The sequence below is a fragment of the Brevibacillus schisleri genome (assembly GCF_055685845.1).
On record NZ_JBVNDM010000001.1, the window covers coordinates 3256661 to 3275351 of the forward strand.

Consider the following 18691-nt stretch of genomic DNA (forward strand, 5'->3'; position numbering starts at 1 on the left):
TTACTCTCCTAATTTTTTCAGGATATCTTCTACCGATGCTTCCCCTTCGCTAAATTCATCCAATAGCTGTAAAATATCGCCGATTTCTTCTGATTGCCCTTCCCTCTTCACTCTTGGCTGTCCTTGATCTGACTGGACTTTTTGGATGTGTTGCGCCATGGCACTAATTGTTTTGCACTCGAACAAATCGATGACCTTGATTCGCTGCGGATACCTCTCTTCAATTTTGGCTTGCAATTGAACGATCAGATGCGAATTTCCTCCGAGATCAAAAAAGTTCTGCTTTGTCCCGATCTGTTCGATGCCCAGCAATTCTCGCCATGTCTGGAGCAAAAAGCTTTCCACTTCATTTCCAGGCACATGCATCTCACCTTGCTCCACGGAATCATGTGGAAGAGTCATAGCCTGCAACGTTTTTCGATCGATTTTTTGATTGGAGGTGACGGGCATCGCCTCCAGGCGTACAAATCTCGCCGGGATCATATAAGAAGGAAGCAACTGACGCAAAGATTCTTGAAATTCCGGAGCCCCGATGTCTCGGGTCGATGTATAATAGCAAATCAATTTATTGGATTCACTTTCTTTGACAGCTACAACGACAACGGACTTGATCCCTGGCATTGCTTCGATTTTATGTTCGATTTCCCCCGTTTCAATCCGGTATCCTCTTACTTTGACCATTCCATCGTTGCGTGAAATATATTCAATCTGTCCATCCATCCCATATTTGCCCAAATCTCCGGTATGATAGACGATCTGATCCGTAAAGGGATGGGAGCGAAATGCTTGTGCGGTCTTCTCCCTGTCACGGAAATACCCAGGGGTAACACCAGCACCACTTATGCAAATTTCACCCGATACGCCAGTTCCGCATAAATTGCCATCTTTGTCCAAAATATAAATTTGGTTGTTCAGAATTGGCTGACCAAGCGGGACAATCGATTTTCCCTTCAAATCACTTTCCACTTCGTAACACGTAGCCCAAATGGTTGCTTCCGTCGGCCCATACATGTTATACAGTTTGGCATTGGGGAAATAGCTTCGAATCTCTTTGGCTAGCATGGGACTCCAGGCTTCTCCGCCGATCAGAATAGTTTCAAACTGTTGCAAGCAAGGTAATTGTTGCCCATCCTGTTGAGCAAGACCAAGCATGAATTGACTGATCAAAGTAGGAACAGAATGCCAGACATTAATCCGATTTTCCGCTAGATAGGAAAATAACAAAGCGGGGTCCCTTAAGCGCTCTGGTGACACAATATGCAAGGTTGCTCCACTCGCCAAACAGCCAAACATTTCAAAAACTGAAATATCAAAACTGATAGAAGTCACCAGCATCATATTGTTCGAAGATCCCAGACGGAATTGCTGCTGACTCCATAAGAGATAATTGATGACATTTTGCTGGGTAACCATGACCCCTTTCGGCGTTCCAGTCGAGCCTGAGGTATAAATAACGTACATTAACTCAGATTCCGGTCCATCAACAGTATCCGTCGATTGCTTGCGGATATGTAAATTGCCATAGTACCGAAGATGACCAGTCGTTTCTGCTAATAAGACATCCCCCGATACATCCACAATCGTCTCCAGATGAGTCCCTGCGATTTCCTCAAGTGTTGGAATGAAGCCCTTTTCTGACAAAACCGTTTTCAGTTGGCTATGACGGATCATATAAGCAATGCGTTCGTTCGGAAAATCAACATCCAACGGTATATACGGTCGACCGGACTTAAGTATCCCCAAAAGCGCGATGACCATCTCGATGCCTCTTGGCAAATAGACGCCGATTGGTTCCCGCGGCTCCTGCCCGATGATATGCGTAAGGAATGCGGCCAATTGGTTGGATTGCTCATTTATTTGTTTGTAGGTAAGACTCCTTCCCTCAAAAATTACTGCGATCTGATCGGGATTTTTCTTCACTTGCGCCTCAATTAACCTATGTACCTGGTTCGGGGCATCCATGACGACAGCGGACGGGTTGAACATTCCAAAAATGTTTGCCTTGTGCTCGGCATCCAATAACTCATAGCGGCTAAGCATGGCTTCCGGATTATCAATGACCTGATCAATTAAAAATGAAAAATAGTCAACATATTTCTTGATAGTCCCTTTTGCAAACAGCGTCGTCTTGTATTCCATCCTTACTTCCATTTGCTCCTGTTCCATTTTGCAAATGCAGCTCAGATCATAGAGGCTGATGCGGTCATTATCTTGCGGGACGTTATCGTATAGCTGGAAAATCGTGGAGAAAACAGGCGTTCTGCTCTGATCTCTATCCGGGTTCAGCTTCTCGACGAGGGTATTAAACGGATATCGGCCATTAGCATAAGCTCGGACACATTTGTGTTTGATGGCCTCTAGAACCTCATCAAAACGGGAAAGTCCACCAAAATCGACCCGAATGCAAACCATGTTCATAAATAAACCGATGACGTTCTCCCACTCCTGTTTTTCCCTGCCGGAAACTGGGAACCCGACAATGATATCGTCTTCTTGGCTAATTTTGTGCAGGAAAAGAAAATAGACAGCCAAGACTGTCATATACAAAGTGGTGGATCGATTTTTCGCAAGCAAACGTAATTGTTGAGTTTTCTCTTTCGATACCATGAATTTGATGTAACTGCCGTCGTAGACGAGAGAATAAGGGCGTTCGTAATCGGTTGGTAAGTTGAGTACCGGAAGCGGTTTAGCGAGCTCGTTCATCCAATAGTTTTCCATGTGCTGGAATTCCTCAGAATCGAGCCATCTTCTCTCCTGCTCCACCCAGTTTGCATACTGGAAAGGAACAGCTGGTAACTGGATTGCACGCTTCGAACGGATTTGGTCATACAGCTCCATCAATTCCTGGAAAAATAAACCGACACTCCAGCCATCCGAAATGATGTGATGCATATTTACACAAATACGATGTTCAACAGCAGACAAACGATGCAATTCCATCCTGAACAATGGTTGCTCAAAATCAAACGGAGTGGCATTCTGCTCATCCAGTCGTTTGGCTGACAGCTCTTCTCGAAGAGGTTCCTGTTGATAATCTCTGTAATGAATGACATTTTTCCAATCAGGTAAAACGAATTGTTTCGGAAGACCATCGACATTTTTGAAGACGGTACGCAGCGAGGCGTGGCGCTTCGTCAAGACGTCTAGGGCTTGCTGCAGCACATCCAGGTCAACCGCCATCTTCACGTGTTTGATGACTGGTAAATGATAAGCGGTCGTTTGTCGATCATAGTTTTGCAAAAACCAAATCCGATACTGTGCTTTGGAGAGATCATGCCCATTGCTTTGCTCAGTTGTTGCGGATGGCTTCACAGGTGTCGCTTGCGATGGTAGCAAAGATTGGTCCAAATAAGCCGAAAGCTCAGGGATCGTTGGAAATTCAAAAATTTCAGCGATAGAGATAGGCTTATTCAGATGCGTATTTAAGAGATTCGCCATTTGCGTAGCGATAATAGAGTCTCCGCCGACTTCGTAGAAGCTTTTCTGTAGATCAATCTCTGATAACCCAAATGTGTTAGCCCAGACGTGTGCCAATTTTTTCTCGGTGTCCGTGAGTTCATCTTGATTTTTTCCGACAATGGAAATGTCGATAGAAAGAGCATCCCCAGTGGCAGACGATGCTGCTCGATTGGTAACTTTCCGGACCATGCCAGGTGCCAGCTGCAACGGGAAACGTTTGGCTAGTGATTCATCTATCTGCTCTAAACGTATATCCGCGATGATTACCCGTGGATGCTCGGGTAGATTGGTAAATGCCTGAATGGCCTGAGCCGTTTTCAGCGGCTTGAACAGTCCGTTGCCGTCTGTCACGCCATAGTCCGCCGCCATGCCTGTTTCTTCCCACGCGGTCCAATTGATCGTCGTGGCACGAATGCCTCGCTTGCGCAGGTAAGAGGTGAAGCCGTCCAGATACCCATTCGCGGCAATGTAATCGCTCTGTCCCGGGCTGCCCTCCACGGTCGCCACGGAGGAAAACAGAACGAAGAAGTCAGGGCGCTCTTCCAGCAAGTTGTACAGCAAATAGCTGCCCTCGATTTTCGGCTTGGTCACCTTCGTAAAGTCGGACCATGTTTTCGTAAACAGAAAACCGCTGCCTGCTACTCCTGCCGCATGAATGATTCCTTTGACCTCGCCGAATGCCTCCCGTAGCTGTTTCAAAGTAGCTGCTACCTGCTGCTCGTCGGCTATATCGCACGAGCAGACCATGATTTTGCTGCCTGAACGCTCAATTTCTTCTACACTCTCAATGATTCGCCTCGTTTTCACATCCATGTCGCTTTGTTTGAGTTGCTCCCAGACTTCGCGAGGGGGAAATCCGCTTCTACTGATTAAGCCCAGACAGATTTTGCTTCGGGATGCCAGATGCTTGGCAATCTCCAGTCCAATTCCGCCAGTCCCTCCGGTAATGAGATACAACCCGTCTTCTTGCAGCTCCAGTGGCTGAACAGGCTCCTCAACTGCGCAACGGCCGAATTCCTCCACATACCGTTTATTTCCACGATAGGCAACTTGGTAAGTGGCTGTTTCCCTGTATATTTCCGCCAAAAGACTTCCACAATCTGTATCCACGTCGAGATCGATACTGCGACACTTCACATTAGGGTACTCCGTATTCACTACTTTTCCCAGTTGGAACAGTGCCGTATGACACGGCTCAATCTCTTCTTCGCTGCCTGTCACTTCCCAGCCGTTTTTACCCAGCACGACAAGCTCCAGCTCTTGCTTGTATTTTGCCTGGACGAGTGATTTCACCAAATAAAACAAGCTTTGGATACTGTGTGCCTGAATCGTTTTCAGTCTGGAAAGGCTGGGGGCTGGACTGTTTTCGTCGAGGGCATAGGCATGAACAATCCGGCTTATCTTCCGCTCTTTCAAATCGGAAAAGAGTTGATGATAATCTGTTTCCTCGTGGCCTACCACATACTTCGTTTCTTGCTCTTTTCGATAGCCATCGCCGTGAGCGACCTGAATCAGTTCGACTCCACTCGCTTCCCAGCGTTGCATCAACTCTCGAGTTATCCTGTTTTCGTTGCCGAACAACAGCACGCTGCCATCCGTTGTGATATTCCCGCTTCCTTTAAGCGGTGATTGCACCCAGCGAATCTGATAAAACAAATCTTGGGCGACCATGGCAGAAGAGACACGTTTCAACGTATAGTTCTCTACTTCCGCAAATACATTTCCTTGGTCGTCGATCAGGCTGATATCGTAGGAAACAGTCTCCCGGTTATCCCCCCGAGCTTCCCTCTTTCGCAGATAACTATAAAAAGAAGTGGGCATGTCCCGGTAGAGATGGATCGCTTGGTAATAAAACGGGAAGTAATAAGACACGTGGGTTTCTTCGGACTGTTTCAACAGATGCCAGAAGCTCAGTGCCGTATCCAGCATTGCCGGATGAAGCGAATACTGGCCACGCTCTCGCTCATCCGCCAATCGGACATGAAGCAGTGCAGATCCTGCGTTTTCATAAAATTGATCGATACATTTCCATCGCGAACCGTACTCAATGAATCCCGAATAGAGAGGGGTGAATTTTTCTGCATCCTGTTCATCCATCTTGCGGATGATCTGCTCAATCGAGTGAGTCTGATTTTTACGATCTTCCTGCCGATGAACTTCCCCTTGTGCATGTGTGATCCAACTCTCCGTAGGATCATTTTCTTTCATACTGGCGATCGTAAAGGTGATGTGATCATGCTCTTCACGGATGATTGTATGGACAATCCTTGTTTCATCCAAAGAGCATGTCAGCATACTTTGCAAAGTAACATTCTTAATCGCCACGGTTGTTTTCGGGAAAAAGTACTCGCTTGCGGACTTTGCCATCTCCAGATAGGCCACTCCTGGCAATACTCCGTTATCGAAAATGCGATGCTCCTGCAACATCCAAAGCTCTCGCATCGATGCCTTCGCTGCGTAAACGCGCAAACCGACGGTAGAGATAACGCACTCTCCCATTAATGACTGTCCTTTTTCAGTAGCTGTCTCTGTCTTCTTATCGGTCGGCCAATGCCTCACCCTGCTGAATGGGTAGAAAGGCAGTTCGACTGTTTTGAGTGTTTGACCTCCGTATAGCTTCTTCCAGTGAACACGGGCGCCTTGTACATACAATTTCGCCAATTCATGGAGAGAGTCGGCATTAGCCATTGCCCCGATTTCTGCCCAGTTATGAATCATTTGGCTAGCTTTTTCATGGATTGGTTGTTTTTCTTTCTCCCATGCGTCTGGTTGAATCATATGATTTTTTGCTTTCTGTGCGATAGGAGAATGTCCATAATATCCGAGCACTTCAGGCAAATTGTCCAAGTCCAGCGAGAGGACCGAAGCGATTTTGTTCAACAGTTCGCTTGTGCTCTGTGCAATAATCGCTAAGCGATGAGAAAAATGCTCCCGTCCAACCTGTGCCGTATAGACGAGATTGCGGAAACTTTCCTGCTGGTTCGATTGCAAATATTGGCAGTATCGTTGCAATAAATCCAATAAATTTGTACGGTTTTTGGCAGACACGGTAAAAATGTGGGGTGTCTCATGCTCGTCCTTCTGCGTATCATTTTGTTTCCATTCCTCCAATAGCACGTGGCAATTCATGCCACTGAAGCCAAACGAGCTAATACCAGCTCGACGCGGCACATCACCGGTTTTCCAGGCAATAGGCTGGTCGACCATATAAAATGGAGATTCGGAGAAAGGGATATAGGGATTTGGCTCCTCAAAATTTATCGTGGGAACGAGTTGCTTATGCTTCAACGACAAAACTACTTTAAGCAGCGAAGCCATCCCGGAAGCACCTACCAGATGACCGATGTTAGATTTTACGGAACCAATTCCACAAAACTGTTTTTTGCTCGTATATTGATGAAAAGCGTGTCTCATTGCCTTTATTTCGATCGGATCGCCAATAACGGTACCGGTACCGTGTGTTTCGATGTAGGTAATGGTTTCGGGATGAATCCCTGCCTTGTTCCACACATCAATCAGGAGATGCTCCTGTGCCTGCGGGTTGGGAGCGGTGATGTAGTTGGAAGCCCCGTCGCTGTTAACTCCACTGGCTTTGATCACTGAGTAAATCCGGTCCCCATCTTTCAAGGCATCCCGCAAAGGCTTCAAAAGGATGGCCGACAGTCCTTCCCCCCATGTGGTTCCTTTGGCTTGGCTATCGAATGGCCTTACGATGCCGTCATTGTTTTCCACGATTTTAAAAGAGGAGTTGGCAATTGGCACCAAATTCAAACTGATGCCTCCGGCGATGGCCAATTGACATTCTTTTTTAATCAAGGATTCGCAGGCATGATGGACCGCCACTAAACCAGATGAGCAAGCGGTATCAATGACTTGATTCGGTCCGGTAAGATTAAAGAAAAAGGCAATCCTGCCAGAGAGAAAACTGGGCAGATTGCCGGTCATGGCCAATTCGTTGGAAGAATCGATGAATTGTTGATAAAGACCGGAAGAATGGTGATCTCTTCCGATAAATACTCCCGTATGGGAACCGTATATTTTTTCACCCATATATCCCGCATCTTCAATTGCTTCCGCTGTGACTTCCAGCATCAAGCGCTGATGCGGGTCCATGAACTCGGCTTCCTTCGGAGAGACACGAAAATAGTCTGCGTCAAATCGATCTATGTCTTCTAGATAGCTGCCTTTCGCATATTCAGGCTCTCCCCATCGGTTCTGTAGCATGGGGTCTGTATCTCTGCGTCGCTTGAGTGGAAAATCAGTTATACAATTCATCCCGTTTAGCAGATTGGCCCAATACTGCTCTAGATTGTCTGCAAAAGGAAACCGGCAAGAAATGCCAATGATGGCGATATCCGCATTGGTATTTTTATCGGCCTCAGTCTGACCTGTATTCAATTGATGTAGCAACTTACGTGCAAGCTCTTTGTCTAGGCGATTGGATTTTACGCTTTCCAGGATAAGTGTATTGATTTGATCAATGTTATTCATCTATCCGATTCCTCCGCTGCGACAAAAGATCCACCATATCTTCTACAGATTGATCACCGGATGAAAGGCTGTCCAAGATGGATTCTAGCTGTTGGTCAAACGATTCGATGGAGGTTGCGTTTCGTTCTTCCACTTTTTCTGTCACCTCGGCTTTCTTCCGTTGCTGCCTGCCTTGCTCTTGCTTGATATAATCAGCTAGTACCGCTACCGAAGAATAGGTAAACAAATCGGGCAAATCGAGAACACCCGGAAACTCGTTATCCAGTTTTTTCAGCAACTGGGTTGCTATGAGTGAATCCCCGCCCACATCCAGAAAACTGTCATAGATGTTGACAGTTGATAAGTGCATGGTCTCAGCCCAGATTCCGGAGACCTTTTGTTCGATTTCGTCATACGTCTCCTCTTTTCGGCCAATGATCGTAAAGGTACGCTTCACACTGTGCGAAGTAGAAGGAGCTCCGGAGTCAACCTTTTCTACCAGACCAGAATCTAGTTTCAAAAATAGACCTTCATGTCTATCCCGTAACCATTCTTTGTTGACCGATGCGATCACCACTTGACTAAGATTCATCGCCAGTACCTGTTCAAAAGCAGCAGTGGCTTCATTTGTTTTCAACGGCTTGAACAGACCATTGCTATTTGCCACGCCATAGTCAGCCGCCATGCCAGTTTCTTCCCACGCGGTCCAATTGATCGTCGTGGCACGAATGCCGCGCTTGCGCAAGTAAGAGGCGAAGCCGTCCAAATACCCATTTGCGGCAATGTAATCGCTCTGTCCCGGGCTGCCCTCCACGGTCGCCACGGAAGAAAACAGAACGAAGAAGTCAGGGCGCTCTTCCAGCAAGTTGTACAGCAAATAGCTGCCCTCGATTTTCGGCTTGGTCACCTTCGTAAAGTCGGACCATGTTTTCGTAAACAGAAAACCGCTGCCTGCTACTCCTGCCGCATGAATGATTCCTTTGACCTCGCCGAATGCCTCCCGTAGCTGTTTCAAAGTAGCTGCTACCTGCTGCTCGTCGGCTATATCGCACGGGCAGACCATGATTTTGCTGCCTGATTGCTCAATTTCTTCTACACTCTCAATGATTCGCCGCGTCTTGGCATCCATGTCGCTTTGCTTGAGTTGCTCCCAGACTTCACGAGGGGGGAGTCCGCTTCTACTGATTAAGCCCAGGCGGATTTTGCTTCGGGATGCCAGATGTTTGGCAATCTCCAGTCCAATCCCGCCAGTTCCGCCAGTAATGAGATACAACCCGTCTTCTTGCAGCTCCAGTGGCTGCACAGGCTTCTCAACTGCACTACGGCCGAATTCCTCCACATACCGTTCATTTCCACGATAGGCAACCTGGTAAGCGTCTGTTTCCGTGTATATTTCTGCCAAAATATTTTCGCACTCGGTGCCCGTGTCGAGATCGATACTGCGGCACTTCACTTGAGGATACTCGGCATTCACTACTTTTCCTAATTGGAACAGTGCCGTATGACATGGCTCAATCTCTTCTTCACTGCCTGTCACTTCCCAGCCGTTTTGACCCAGCACGACGAGTTCCATCTCTTGCTTGTATTTTGCCTGAACGAGTGATTTCACCAAATAAAACAAGCTTTGGATACTGTGTGCCTGAATCGTTTTCAGTCTGGAAAGGCTGGGGGCTGGACTGTTTTCATCGAGGGCATAGGCATGAACAATCTGGCTTATCTTCCGCTCTTTCAAATCGGAAAAGAGTTGCTCATAATCGGTTTCCTCGTGGCCTACCACATACTTCGTTTCTTGCTCTTTTCGATAGCCATCGCCGTGAGCGACCTGAATCAGCTCGACTCCACTCTCTTCCCAGCGGTTGACCAACTCCCGAGTTATCCTGTTTTCGTTGCCGAACAACAGCACGCTGCCATCCGTTGTGATATTCCGTCTTTCTTCTAGTGGTGCTTGTACCCAACGAATCTGATAAAACAAATCTTGGGCGACCATGGCAGAAGAGACACGTTTCAACGTATAGTTCTCTACTTCCGCAAATACATTTCCTTGCTCGTCGATCAGGCTGATATCGTAGGAAACCGTCTCTCGGTTATCCCCCTGAGCTTCCCTCTTTCGCAGGTAGCTGTAAAACGAGGAAGGCATTTTTCCGTAGATGCTCATGCGCTTAAAGGAAAAGGGGAGGTAGAGATTTTCCAAGATAAACATTGTTACAGCATTTAGCCCGGTATCTAGTAAAGCTGGATGAAAGCCGTACACCGAAAAATCATCTAGGTAAGCTTCTGGCAAATTTACCTGGACCAGCACACGATCTTCGCATTTCGTCAGTGAATGAATATTGTTCCATCGCGGACCAAATTTGGTACGCCCACGTATGGTTTCAATTTTCGCTTCTACCTGCTCCCAAGCGCCTTCTTCCCTGATCCGCTGAAGATCCATCCAAGGAGCCTTTGCAGCTTCGACAGGAATGATTTTTCCTTCCACATTCAGTTGCCACTCGTGATTAACTCCCGCGTGATGGGAAGAACTACGGTTCACTATACGTAAGTGAATCTGATCATCTTGACTTTCTAAAATCGTATGGACCAAATGCTCTTGTTTCTCCGGGATTATCAACGGACTGATAAACCGAAAATCCCGCAACTCAAAAGCGTCGTTTCCATAATGACTGTATCCAGCTTTTCTCGCCCATTCCATGAAAGCGGTCGCAGGCACGATATGGTACCCCATCATGAGATGCTCTTGCAAAATCCACTGATTTTCCATCCGTAATGGCATTTCATAGATGCTCTGCCGATAGGATTCCAATACTTTAGGGCCAGGAATGACTTCCTTATTTTGCGGGATCAGCGTTCGAGCCTCTCCTCCCTGACCCACATCCACCTGCGGCCAAAAAACGGTCTTTTTAAAAGGATAAGGAGGCAACGACAATCGATGGTACTCCCCGGACTGATAGAAATATCGCCAATCTATTTCCGCTCCCTGCACATAGAACTGGCAGATGTCAGACATCCCCTGAAAATCATCAGAGGAAACGCTGGTAATCACTTGCCGAGCTTTATCCAGCAACTGATGCAAGCCCGATTCGGTAATCTCACCATTTGCTTTATCCAATTTGCTTTCCGGAACGACCTTAAACTCGTTGTAATAGATTCCTTCGACTTCTCGACTGTAGGGAAGACGCTCCAAAAAAACCTGATTCAGCTTTTCTTTTAATTCTTGCAAACTGCGAACGATTAGGGCAAGACGGCATGTATAATGTCCTCTACCCATTACCGAAGTAAAACAAAGCTCCTCCAAAGACAAGTTCTCCTGATGATTGACAAAATGGCGATAGCGAGATATCAGTTCCAACAAGGTCTCTTTATCTTTAGCCGAAGCGGTAAAAATCTGAAAAGGACGGACTGGCGGGGCATCCGCTTTTTCAATCGGCGCTTCCTCCAGTACGAGATGGCAATTCGTGCCGCTAAAACCAAATGAACTCACACCTGCGCGAAGTGGAATATCCTGTTGATCCCGCTGCCATTCCTGGAGCTTGTCCACCATATAGAGCGGAGAGCCCATAAAGTCGATGAAAGGATTCGGATCGTCAAAATGAAGGGTGCTAACCATCTTCTTATGTTTGAGGGACATAATTACTTTAAAGACAGAAGCGATCCCTGAAGCGGCCGCAAGATGACCGATATTTGACTTCACCGAACCGATTCCGCAAAATTGTTTCTTCGACGTATATTTTTTAAAAGCATTGCTTAGTGCTTGAACTTCGATTGGATCGCCAAGAACTGTGCCTGTACCATGTGCTTCAATAAATCGGATCGTCTCGGGTGGAATCTCGGCATTCATCCAGGCTTTTGTGAACACTTGTTCTTGAGCGATCGCATTGGGTGCTGTGATTCCATTCGATTTCCCGTCGTTATTAGCCGCACTTCCTTTGATCACGGCATGAATATGATCCCGATCCTGGATGGCTTTATCCAGTGGCTTCAGTAATAATGCCCCAAACCCTTCTCCCCATAGCGTTCCATCTGCATTTTTGTCAAAAGGCTTAACTAGATGTAGTTTGGATTCCACCAAGCCAAACGCAGGGTTTTTAACCGGGAAGAAAATCAGGGAGACTCCGCCTGCAATCGCCATATCGCATTCGTTGTTCCTGATTGCTTGACACGCATTGTGAATGGCTAACAATCCTGATGAACAAGCGGAATCCACGACCACGCTAGGTCCCTTTAAATCGAGAAAATAGGAAATCCGGCTGGCCAAAATGCCGGTATAGGAACCAGTTAGCGCTAGCTCGTCCGTTTGGTCCAACAAATGCGTGTACATGTTCCCTACAGTGTGGTCTCTTCCAATAAAAACGCCGGTTTTGGATGAAACGATTCGATTTCCTCCGTACCCAGCATCCTCCACGGTTTCCATAACGGTAGTCAAGAGAAGGCGTTGCATGGGGTCCATCATGACGGATTCCTTATTGGAAATCTTGAAATATTCCGCGTCAAAATGATCAATATGGTCCAAATATCCGCCCTTTTCATAGACAACATCTGCTGAAGTTCCCTGATACATCTTGCTGATAAATCCTTCGACACCCGTTTGCCTGCTCTTCGGAAAATCCGTGATGCAGTCGACCTCTGCGATCAAATTGTGCCAGTATTCATCTAGATTGCTAGCTCCCGGGAAGCGGCCAGCCATCCCGATAATCGCGATATCCTTGTTTTTTTTCAAGCCTGCATTTTTGATCTCTTTCAGAATGACCTTGGACTTCTCGACGCTTAATTGCTGATCCTTTATCTGCTGATAAATGTATTTTCTCGTTTCTTTCATTCCTCTTCTCCCAGCAATCGATCGATCTCTTCCACATCGAGCTCACCGTTGGCTAAGCGATGCAAGATTTGATCGAGATTTTGATCTTCATCCTCCTGACCCATACTGCCGGATGTTAGTGGTTGCTCACTTCCCATTGTGGAATACAGATATTCGGCCATCTTATTAATCGTGGGATAAGTAAAAATATCCGAGATGCCCAGCTGATCTGGAAAGAATTTTTCCAATTCCTGGAGCAGATATACAGCAAAAATGGAATTCCCTCCAAGGGACGTAAAATTATCATCCATTTGAATGGAATCAGATTCCAACAGTGTGATCCATAACTGGCGAATCAACTCTTTGATTTCGTGCAGGGAAGCGTGCCTTGGATTCCCATGAAACACGCTTGGGGACGTCTGCGCAATATGGTTTTCTCGAGGCCCCTTCGACTTTTCCACATAATCGATCAACAGTCTGTTTCCCTCGTAAAAGAAGTTGCTTTGGAAATTCTTTATAGCCACCTCTTTATTGATTCTACCTATCACTATTTGTTTCTCGCCAAGGGCAAGTGCAGCATCAAATGCAGTAACAGCAGTTTTCGATGACAGCAGGTGGAAGATCAGCTCTTTTTGGAAGGTTCCATAATCATAGGCCATACCGATCTCTTCCCACGGCGCCCAATTTAGCGTAATTCCGTTTTGATAGACAGGTAGGCTGTGGACGAAGCTGTCCAAAAAGCCGTTTGCCGCCACATAATCACCTTGTCCTGGCGTACCTTCCAGCGTAGAGACAGATGAAAAGCAGACGAAAAATTTCAGCGGCTCGGTGATTAATTGGGCCAAATTCAAACTCCCCGCTATTTTGGCTTGAATCACCTCACGAAAACGATCCTCTTCCCTATTGAATAAAAATTGATCCCCGGCTACTCCAGCTGCATGAATCACTCCGTTGATGCTGCCGAATGTTTCTCTGACTTCTTCGAGCAAGGCCGCTAGCTGTTCTTTGCACGCAACATCCGCTCTGTAGATCGTATATGTACTGCCTAACTCTGTAATTTTTTGCAGCATCTTGATCCTTCGAATTACTTCTTGTTGCTCTCCTTTTTGTACAATCTCTTCCCAATCGCCTTCTGCCGGAAAGCCTGATCTGCTTATCAAGACTAAATGGATCGGCTTCTTCCCTGCTAGGTGCAAGGCAATGGTCAAGCCTAATCCCCCCGTTCCACCTGTGATCAAATAACAGCCCGATTGAGTCAGGCTGAGCTCTTGTGGTAGAGATGACTGGTGATCCAGCTCCTTCATTATTTGAACGAAGCGCTGACCGCTCCTGTACGCTGCAATGTAACTGTCTGGCTGATGCTCCAGTTCGGCAATAATCGCAGAGATATCTGTATCTGTATCCAGATCGATAGAACGGCAGCGCAAGTGAGACCATTCACTGCTGACTACTTTTCCGAGATGATAGAAAGCATTGTGAATCGGATTTAGCGCAGGCTCCGTATCTGTAACAGGAAACGCCTGATCGCCAATCAGGACCAGATCAATTTTGTGTCGTACGTTTAAGGCAATCAAACTCTTCGTCAGATAGAAGAGACTGAACAAACCTTCGTCTCCAATCGGGTCACCGTTGATCTTTGACAGAGAAAAGCAGTGGATGATGCGCTGCACAGCCTTGTTCCCGATTTCCTTCCATAGCGCATCGAAATCTTGTTGATTGACAGTAACCTCATAATGGAAGTCATCGAGCTTGGCAAAATGATCACCAACCGTAACGAGAATAGTAGGGGTTCCGTTCCTTTTGAGTTCCTCCATCAGTTGTTGAGAGAAAGGGTCATGACCACTAAAAACAAGCGTGTGTGGCGTTGTGTCGTGATTTTTATTTTCTTCACGCAATGGCCTGGCTTCCCAAACAATTTGATGAAACAGCCCTTTGGAAGAGAGCGCGGCGGAAGATGCTTCTGCCATATTCACTCTTTTCAAGGTGTATTCTTGTATTTCAGCGAATACCTCTCCTTTTTCGTTGAGGAGCATGATATCAAAGGAGATTGCTTCCTGCATAGTCGCCGCATCTTTCTCTTTCATTTGCAGCAAACTGTAAAATCTGCTCGGCATAGCCCCAGAAAAAATGAGTTTTTTATACCGAAAAGGCAAAAACAATCCATCGCGAATTTGACTGATCGGAATATTAACCGCGCAATCCAACAAAGAAGGATGAAGAACAAAAGTGTGCAACTCATGAGCAAATTGAACAGGCAGTTCAAAAAAGGCGACAATTCTGTCCGCATCCATATAAATCTCTTTCATGCACTCCCAATGCGGGCCTGTTTGAACAGGGGCATCAGCCTCCGGTTTATACCCGGATACCGACTGCTTGTTTGCTCCCCTCAGCAATTCGGGAAGAGACAGATGCTTTTGCTGATGCTGCTGTTCAGACTGAACAAGCACTTTTGCTCGGCAGTGAACGACCCACTCGTCCGAATGTTCCAACATCGAAGTGACCATGACGTCATACGATGACTTTTGTTTTTGCAGGACAATGTGGACGCTCTTTTTTTCCCCTTCTTTAACTTGAAGCGGCTGTAAAAACATGACGTTTTCTAGTGCCAACACGTCCTGGTGAGGTATCGTTTTTCGAACAATCTGGCTCATCATTTCCAGATAAGCGGTTCCAGGCAAAACGTAATGCTCAGCAATTTTATGTTCCGCCAGTACCCAATGCGTGTCGACTGAAAACTTTGTTTCATAAATATCAACGCCATTACTGCTTACAAGGCACTGGTCGACAAGAGAAGCGAGTTTTTTCTCCAAATCTTTCGGCTCGATCCAGCAGCGAATATCCTGAAACGGATACGTAGGCAAGCTGATCAATGGATGCCGTTGACCAGTGTAAAAGTCGTTCCAAGGAATTGGTTCGTCTTCGATGTACTTCAATGCCCAATGGATCATCTCGCCGAAAATGGGATTCTCTTTACCACCCAGGTCGACATCTCTTACTTCCTGGCTCGAAAGCCCCCGATAAAACACATGCTCATTGACAATCTTTTCGACGCCGGATTTGCGAACAGCATGCAACTTTTCCAGTAAATCGGTTTGATCTTGAAACACGATCGCCAGTTTATGGGCAAAGTGATCCCGACCAACATTCGCTGTGTAGCATAAGCTCTCCAGATTGATGTCTCCTGCCTGCTTGACCCACTGATCATAATCGCTGACCAGCTTGTCTAACACAGTGGGGTTTTTCGCTGACAACCCGAGCATGTACCATTGTTCTTCTCTATTTTTTTGTGAGGACACTTCTTCGGTCTGGTGATATTGTTCCAGAATGAGATGGCAGTTGGTTCCGCTCAACCCGAAAGAATTGATCCCGCATCTCCGGGGGTGCTCCCCCTTTTTCCACAACCGGGCTTCGTCGTTCACATAAACAGGCGAATTCACAAAATCGATTTCTTGGTTTGGGCTTTGAAAGTGCAACGTTGGTGGCACAATCTCGTGTTGCAACGCGAGGATACATTTCAACAGGCCAGATATTCCGGCTGCATGATCCAAATGGCCGATATTGGTTTTGACCGACCCAATCGCACAAAACTGTTTTTTCGTGGTGTACCTGTCAAAAGCTCTTTTGATGCCCTCTATCTCTACCGGATCGCCCAAGCGGGTTGCCGTGCCGTGAGCCTCGATCAGTGAGATGGTCTCTGGATGAATACCTGCATCCTGCCACGCCCTTATAATCAAGTCTTCCTGGGCCTTGGAGTTGGGCGCAGTTATACCAATGGATTGCCCATCCTGATTGATGGCACTTCCCTTGATCAGGGCGTAAATATGATCTCCATCTCGGATTGCCTTTTCCGCGTCTTTCAGCAAGATTACTCCCACACCTTCACCCAAGCCGGTACCATCGGCCTCGCGATCAAAGGTGCGCGCTCTGAAGGTTGGGGATACGATGCCGATCCCCGTATTGGCCTTTTCAAAGGGTTGAAACTGAATTTTTACTCCTCCGGCAAAGGCCATCTCGCACTCATCACGGCGAATCGATTGGCACGCAAGATGAACGGCAACCAGTGAGGAGGAGCATGCCGTATCGATCAGCATGCTGGGACCATGCAGATCGAGCAAATAAGCCAATCTGGCAGCCATGATCGATTTGATATTCCCAGTCATCGCCAAGTCTGCTATTTCTGCGTTGTCTACAGCAAGAAAATGCTTGTATTCTCCCCCAAAATCACTGCTGTATCCTAAAAAAACACCCGTCTGACTTCCGCGCAACCGAGCTTTTCCATACCCTGCATCTTCCATCGCTTCCACACAGCTTTGCAAAAAAAGCCGCTGATTCGGGTCCATCAGCTTGGCTTCTTTTCGCGAGATAGAAAAGTACTCACAATCAAACAGATCAACTTGATCCAAATATCCGCTTTCCGCATATTCACTTTGTTCTTTCCGAACATCTTTCTGCAAAAAATAAGACAGAAGTTCTTCGTAGTCCTGTTTACGCGACAAAGGGATTCGTTGGATAGAATCCTTGCCAAGCACAAGATTACTCCAGAACTCCCTGACATTGCGCGCATCAGCCAGCTTTCCCGCTATCCCAATGATCGCTACGTCTTTTTTCGGAGCATCTGCCGACTTCCCCAATTCCCCCCAAGTACCTGCGATATCCTCTTCAAAGTTGAGGTGGATATCGTCAAATAGAGGCTTACTTTTCATTGACAACCTCCTTTTCGGCAAACATGATAGGGGCAAAGTCATCAAACAGATGTCTCTTCTTCGTCTCGTCAAAAATTTGTGTGAAACGCTCTTTTTGCTCTTCCAGCGGCACTTTTTTCGTCACAAACACAGAACGAAGCATCTCGATCGCTTGCTTTATATCCTCAAAGGACTCTTCTCTTCCTTCTTCCTCTAGTTTGTTGCCCAAAGCCTGTATTTTTCTGTACGGTTCGATTACGCCTTTTTGATACTCTGCGTCGTCCCAGTTTTCGTTTCTCATGCACACAGCGATCCCTAAAGAACGGGAAACCACGGATGGACGTTTTTCTGCCACCTGTTCATCGATAATAGACATAATTTGCTCATAGTTATCTTCATAGGAATAAGCACGCACATGAGAGAAGTCGCGTTTGATCAAATTAGTCAAGGCTGTTTTTGGCCCCAACTCAATAAAGGTGTTCACTCCTTGTCTCAGCATATAATCGATGGTCTCTTTCCATCTGACTGCACTGGTCATTTGTACATTCAGCCTATCCCGGATTTCTGCTGGATTGTAGTATGGTTTTGCGTCCACATTAGAGATAACTGGCCATTTTAGCCCAGCCATTTGCGTTTGAGCGATAGCCCTCTGGAACATTTGATTGCTGAGCTCCAGATACGGTGTGTGGAAAGGAGCGGAGACCTTCAATGGAATCGTAACGGCACCGATTTTTGCCAGATTTTCCGTGGCGACTTTCACTATAGAGTTGGCGCCTGAAATCACAACCTGGTTGGTTGAATTGTAATTGGCCACGACAATTTTATCCTCGCCGTTCGATACACGCTCACATTCCTCTTCGACCAGAAGTGGGTGCAAGCCATTAATGGCAGCCATGCCGCCAAACCCGTCCGATGTAGCTTGCTGCATGATCGTTGCTCTTTCCATGACCAATCGCAATGCATCCTCATAGCGGAATACTTCCGCGCACGTAAGAGCCGTAAATTCCCCAAGACTGTGACCAGCCATAAAAGAAGGGAAAAACTGTTTCTCTTTGCAAATGGATTGGAAAATGGCATAGCTGTATGCAAAAATCGCAGGCTGCGCATATTCAGTCCGCGTTAATTTTTCCAAATTCCCCTCGTTGATTATGCCTAACAAATCGTATCCGAGAATTTCGTTGGTTCGATGAAAAATTTCCCTAACCTCGGGAGAGCTTTCATAAAGAGCTTTCCCCATCATATTGTACTGACTTCCTTGACCTGGAAATAATAAGGCGATCTTAATCAT

Annotated in this window: 4 protein-coding genes; all 4 read right to left on the minus strand. The window is 46.6% G+C overall.

Going from position 1 to position 18691, the window contains the following annotated elements:
- From ACUUHJ_RS15890 to fabD, 4 genes are read right to left on the minus strand one after another with little or no spacing between them, the layout of a single operon-like run.
- Entirely contained in the window at positions 1-7950 is a 7950-nt protein-coding gene (locus tag ACUUHJ_RS15890; RefSeq protein ID WP_472299313.1) for an amino acid adenylation domain-containing protein, read from the minus strand.
- Complete coding sequence (locus ACUUHJ_RS15895) at positions 7943-12742, minus strand: SDR family NAD(P)-dependent oxidoreductase (protein ID WP_472299314.1); 4800 nt, start codon at positions 12740-12742, stop codon at positions 7943-7945. The genes ACUUHJ_RS15890 and ACUUHJ_RS15895 overlap by 8 nt, the downstream gene beginning before the upstream one ends.
- Positions 12739-17424: a type I polyketide synthase gene (locus ACUUHJ_RS15900; RefSeq protein ID WP_472299315.1), complete on the minus strand. Its 4686-nt coding sequence runs from the start codon at positions 17422-17424 to the stop codon at positions 12739-12741. Before ACUUHJ_RS15900 ends, ACUUHJ_RS15895 begins: the two co-directional genes overlap by 4 nt.
- On the minus strand, positions 17414-18691 hold the full coding sequence (fabD, locus tag ACUUHJ_RS15905) for an ACP S-malonyltransferase (RefSeq protein ID WP_472299316.1): 1278 nt from the start codon (positions 18689-18691) through the stop codon (positions 17414-17416). Before fabD ends, ACUUHJ_RS15900 begins: the two co-directional genes overlap by 11 nt.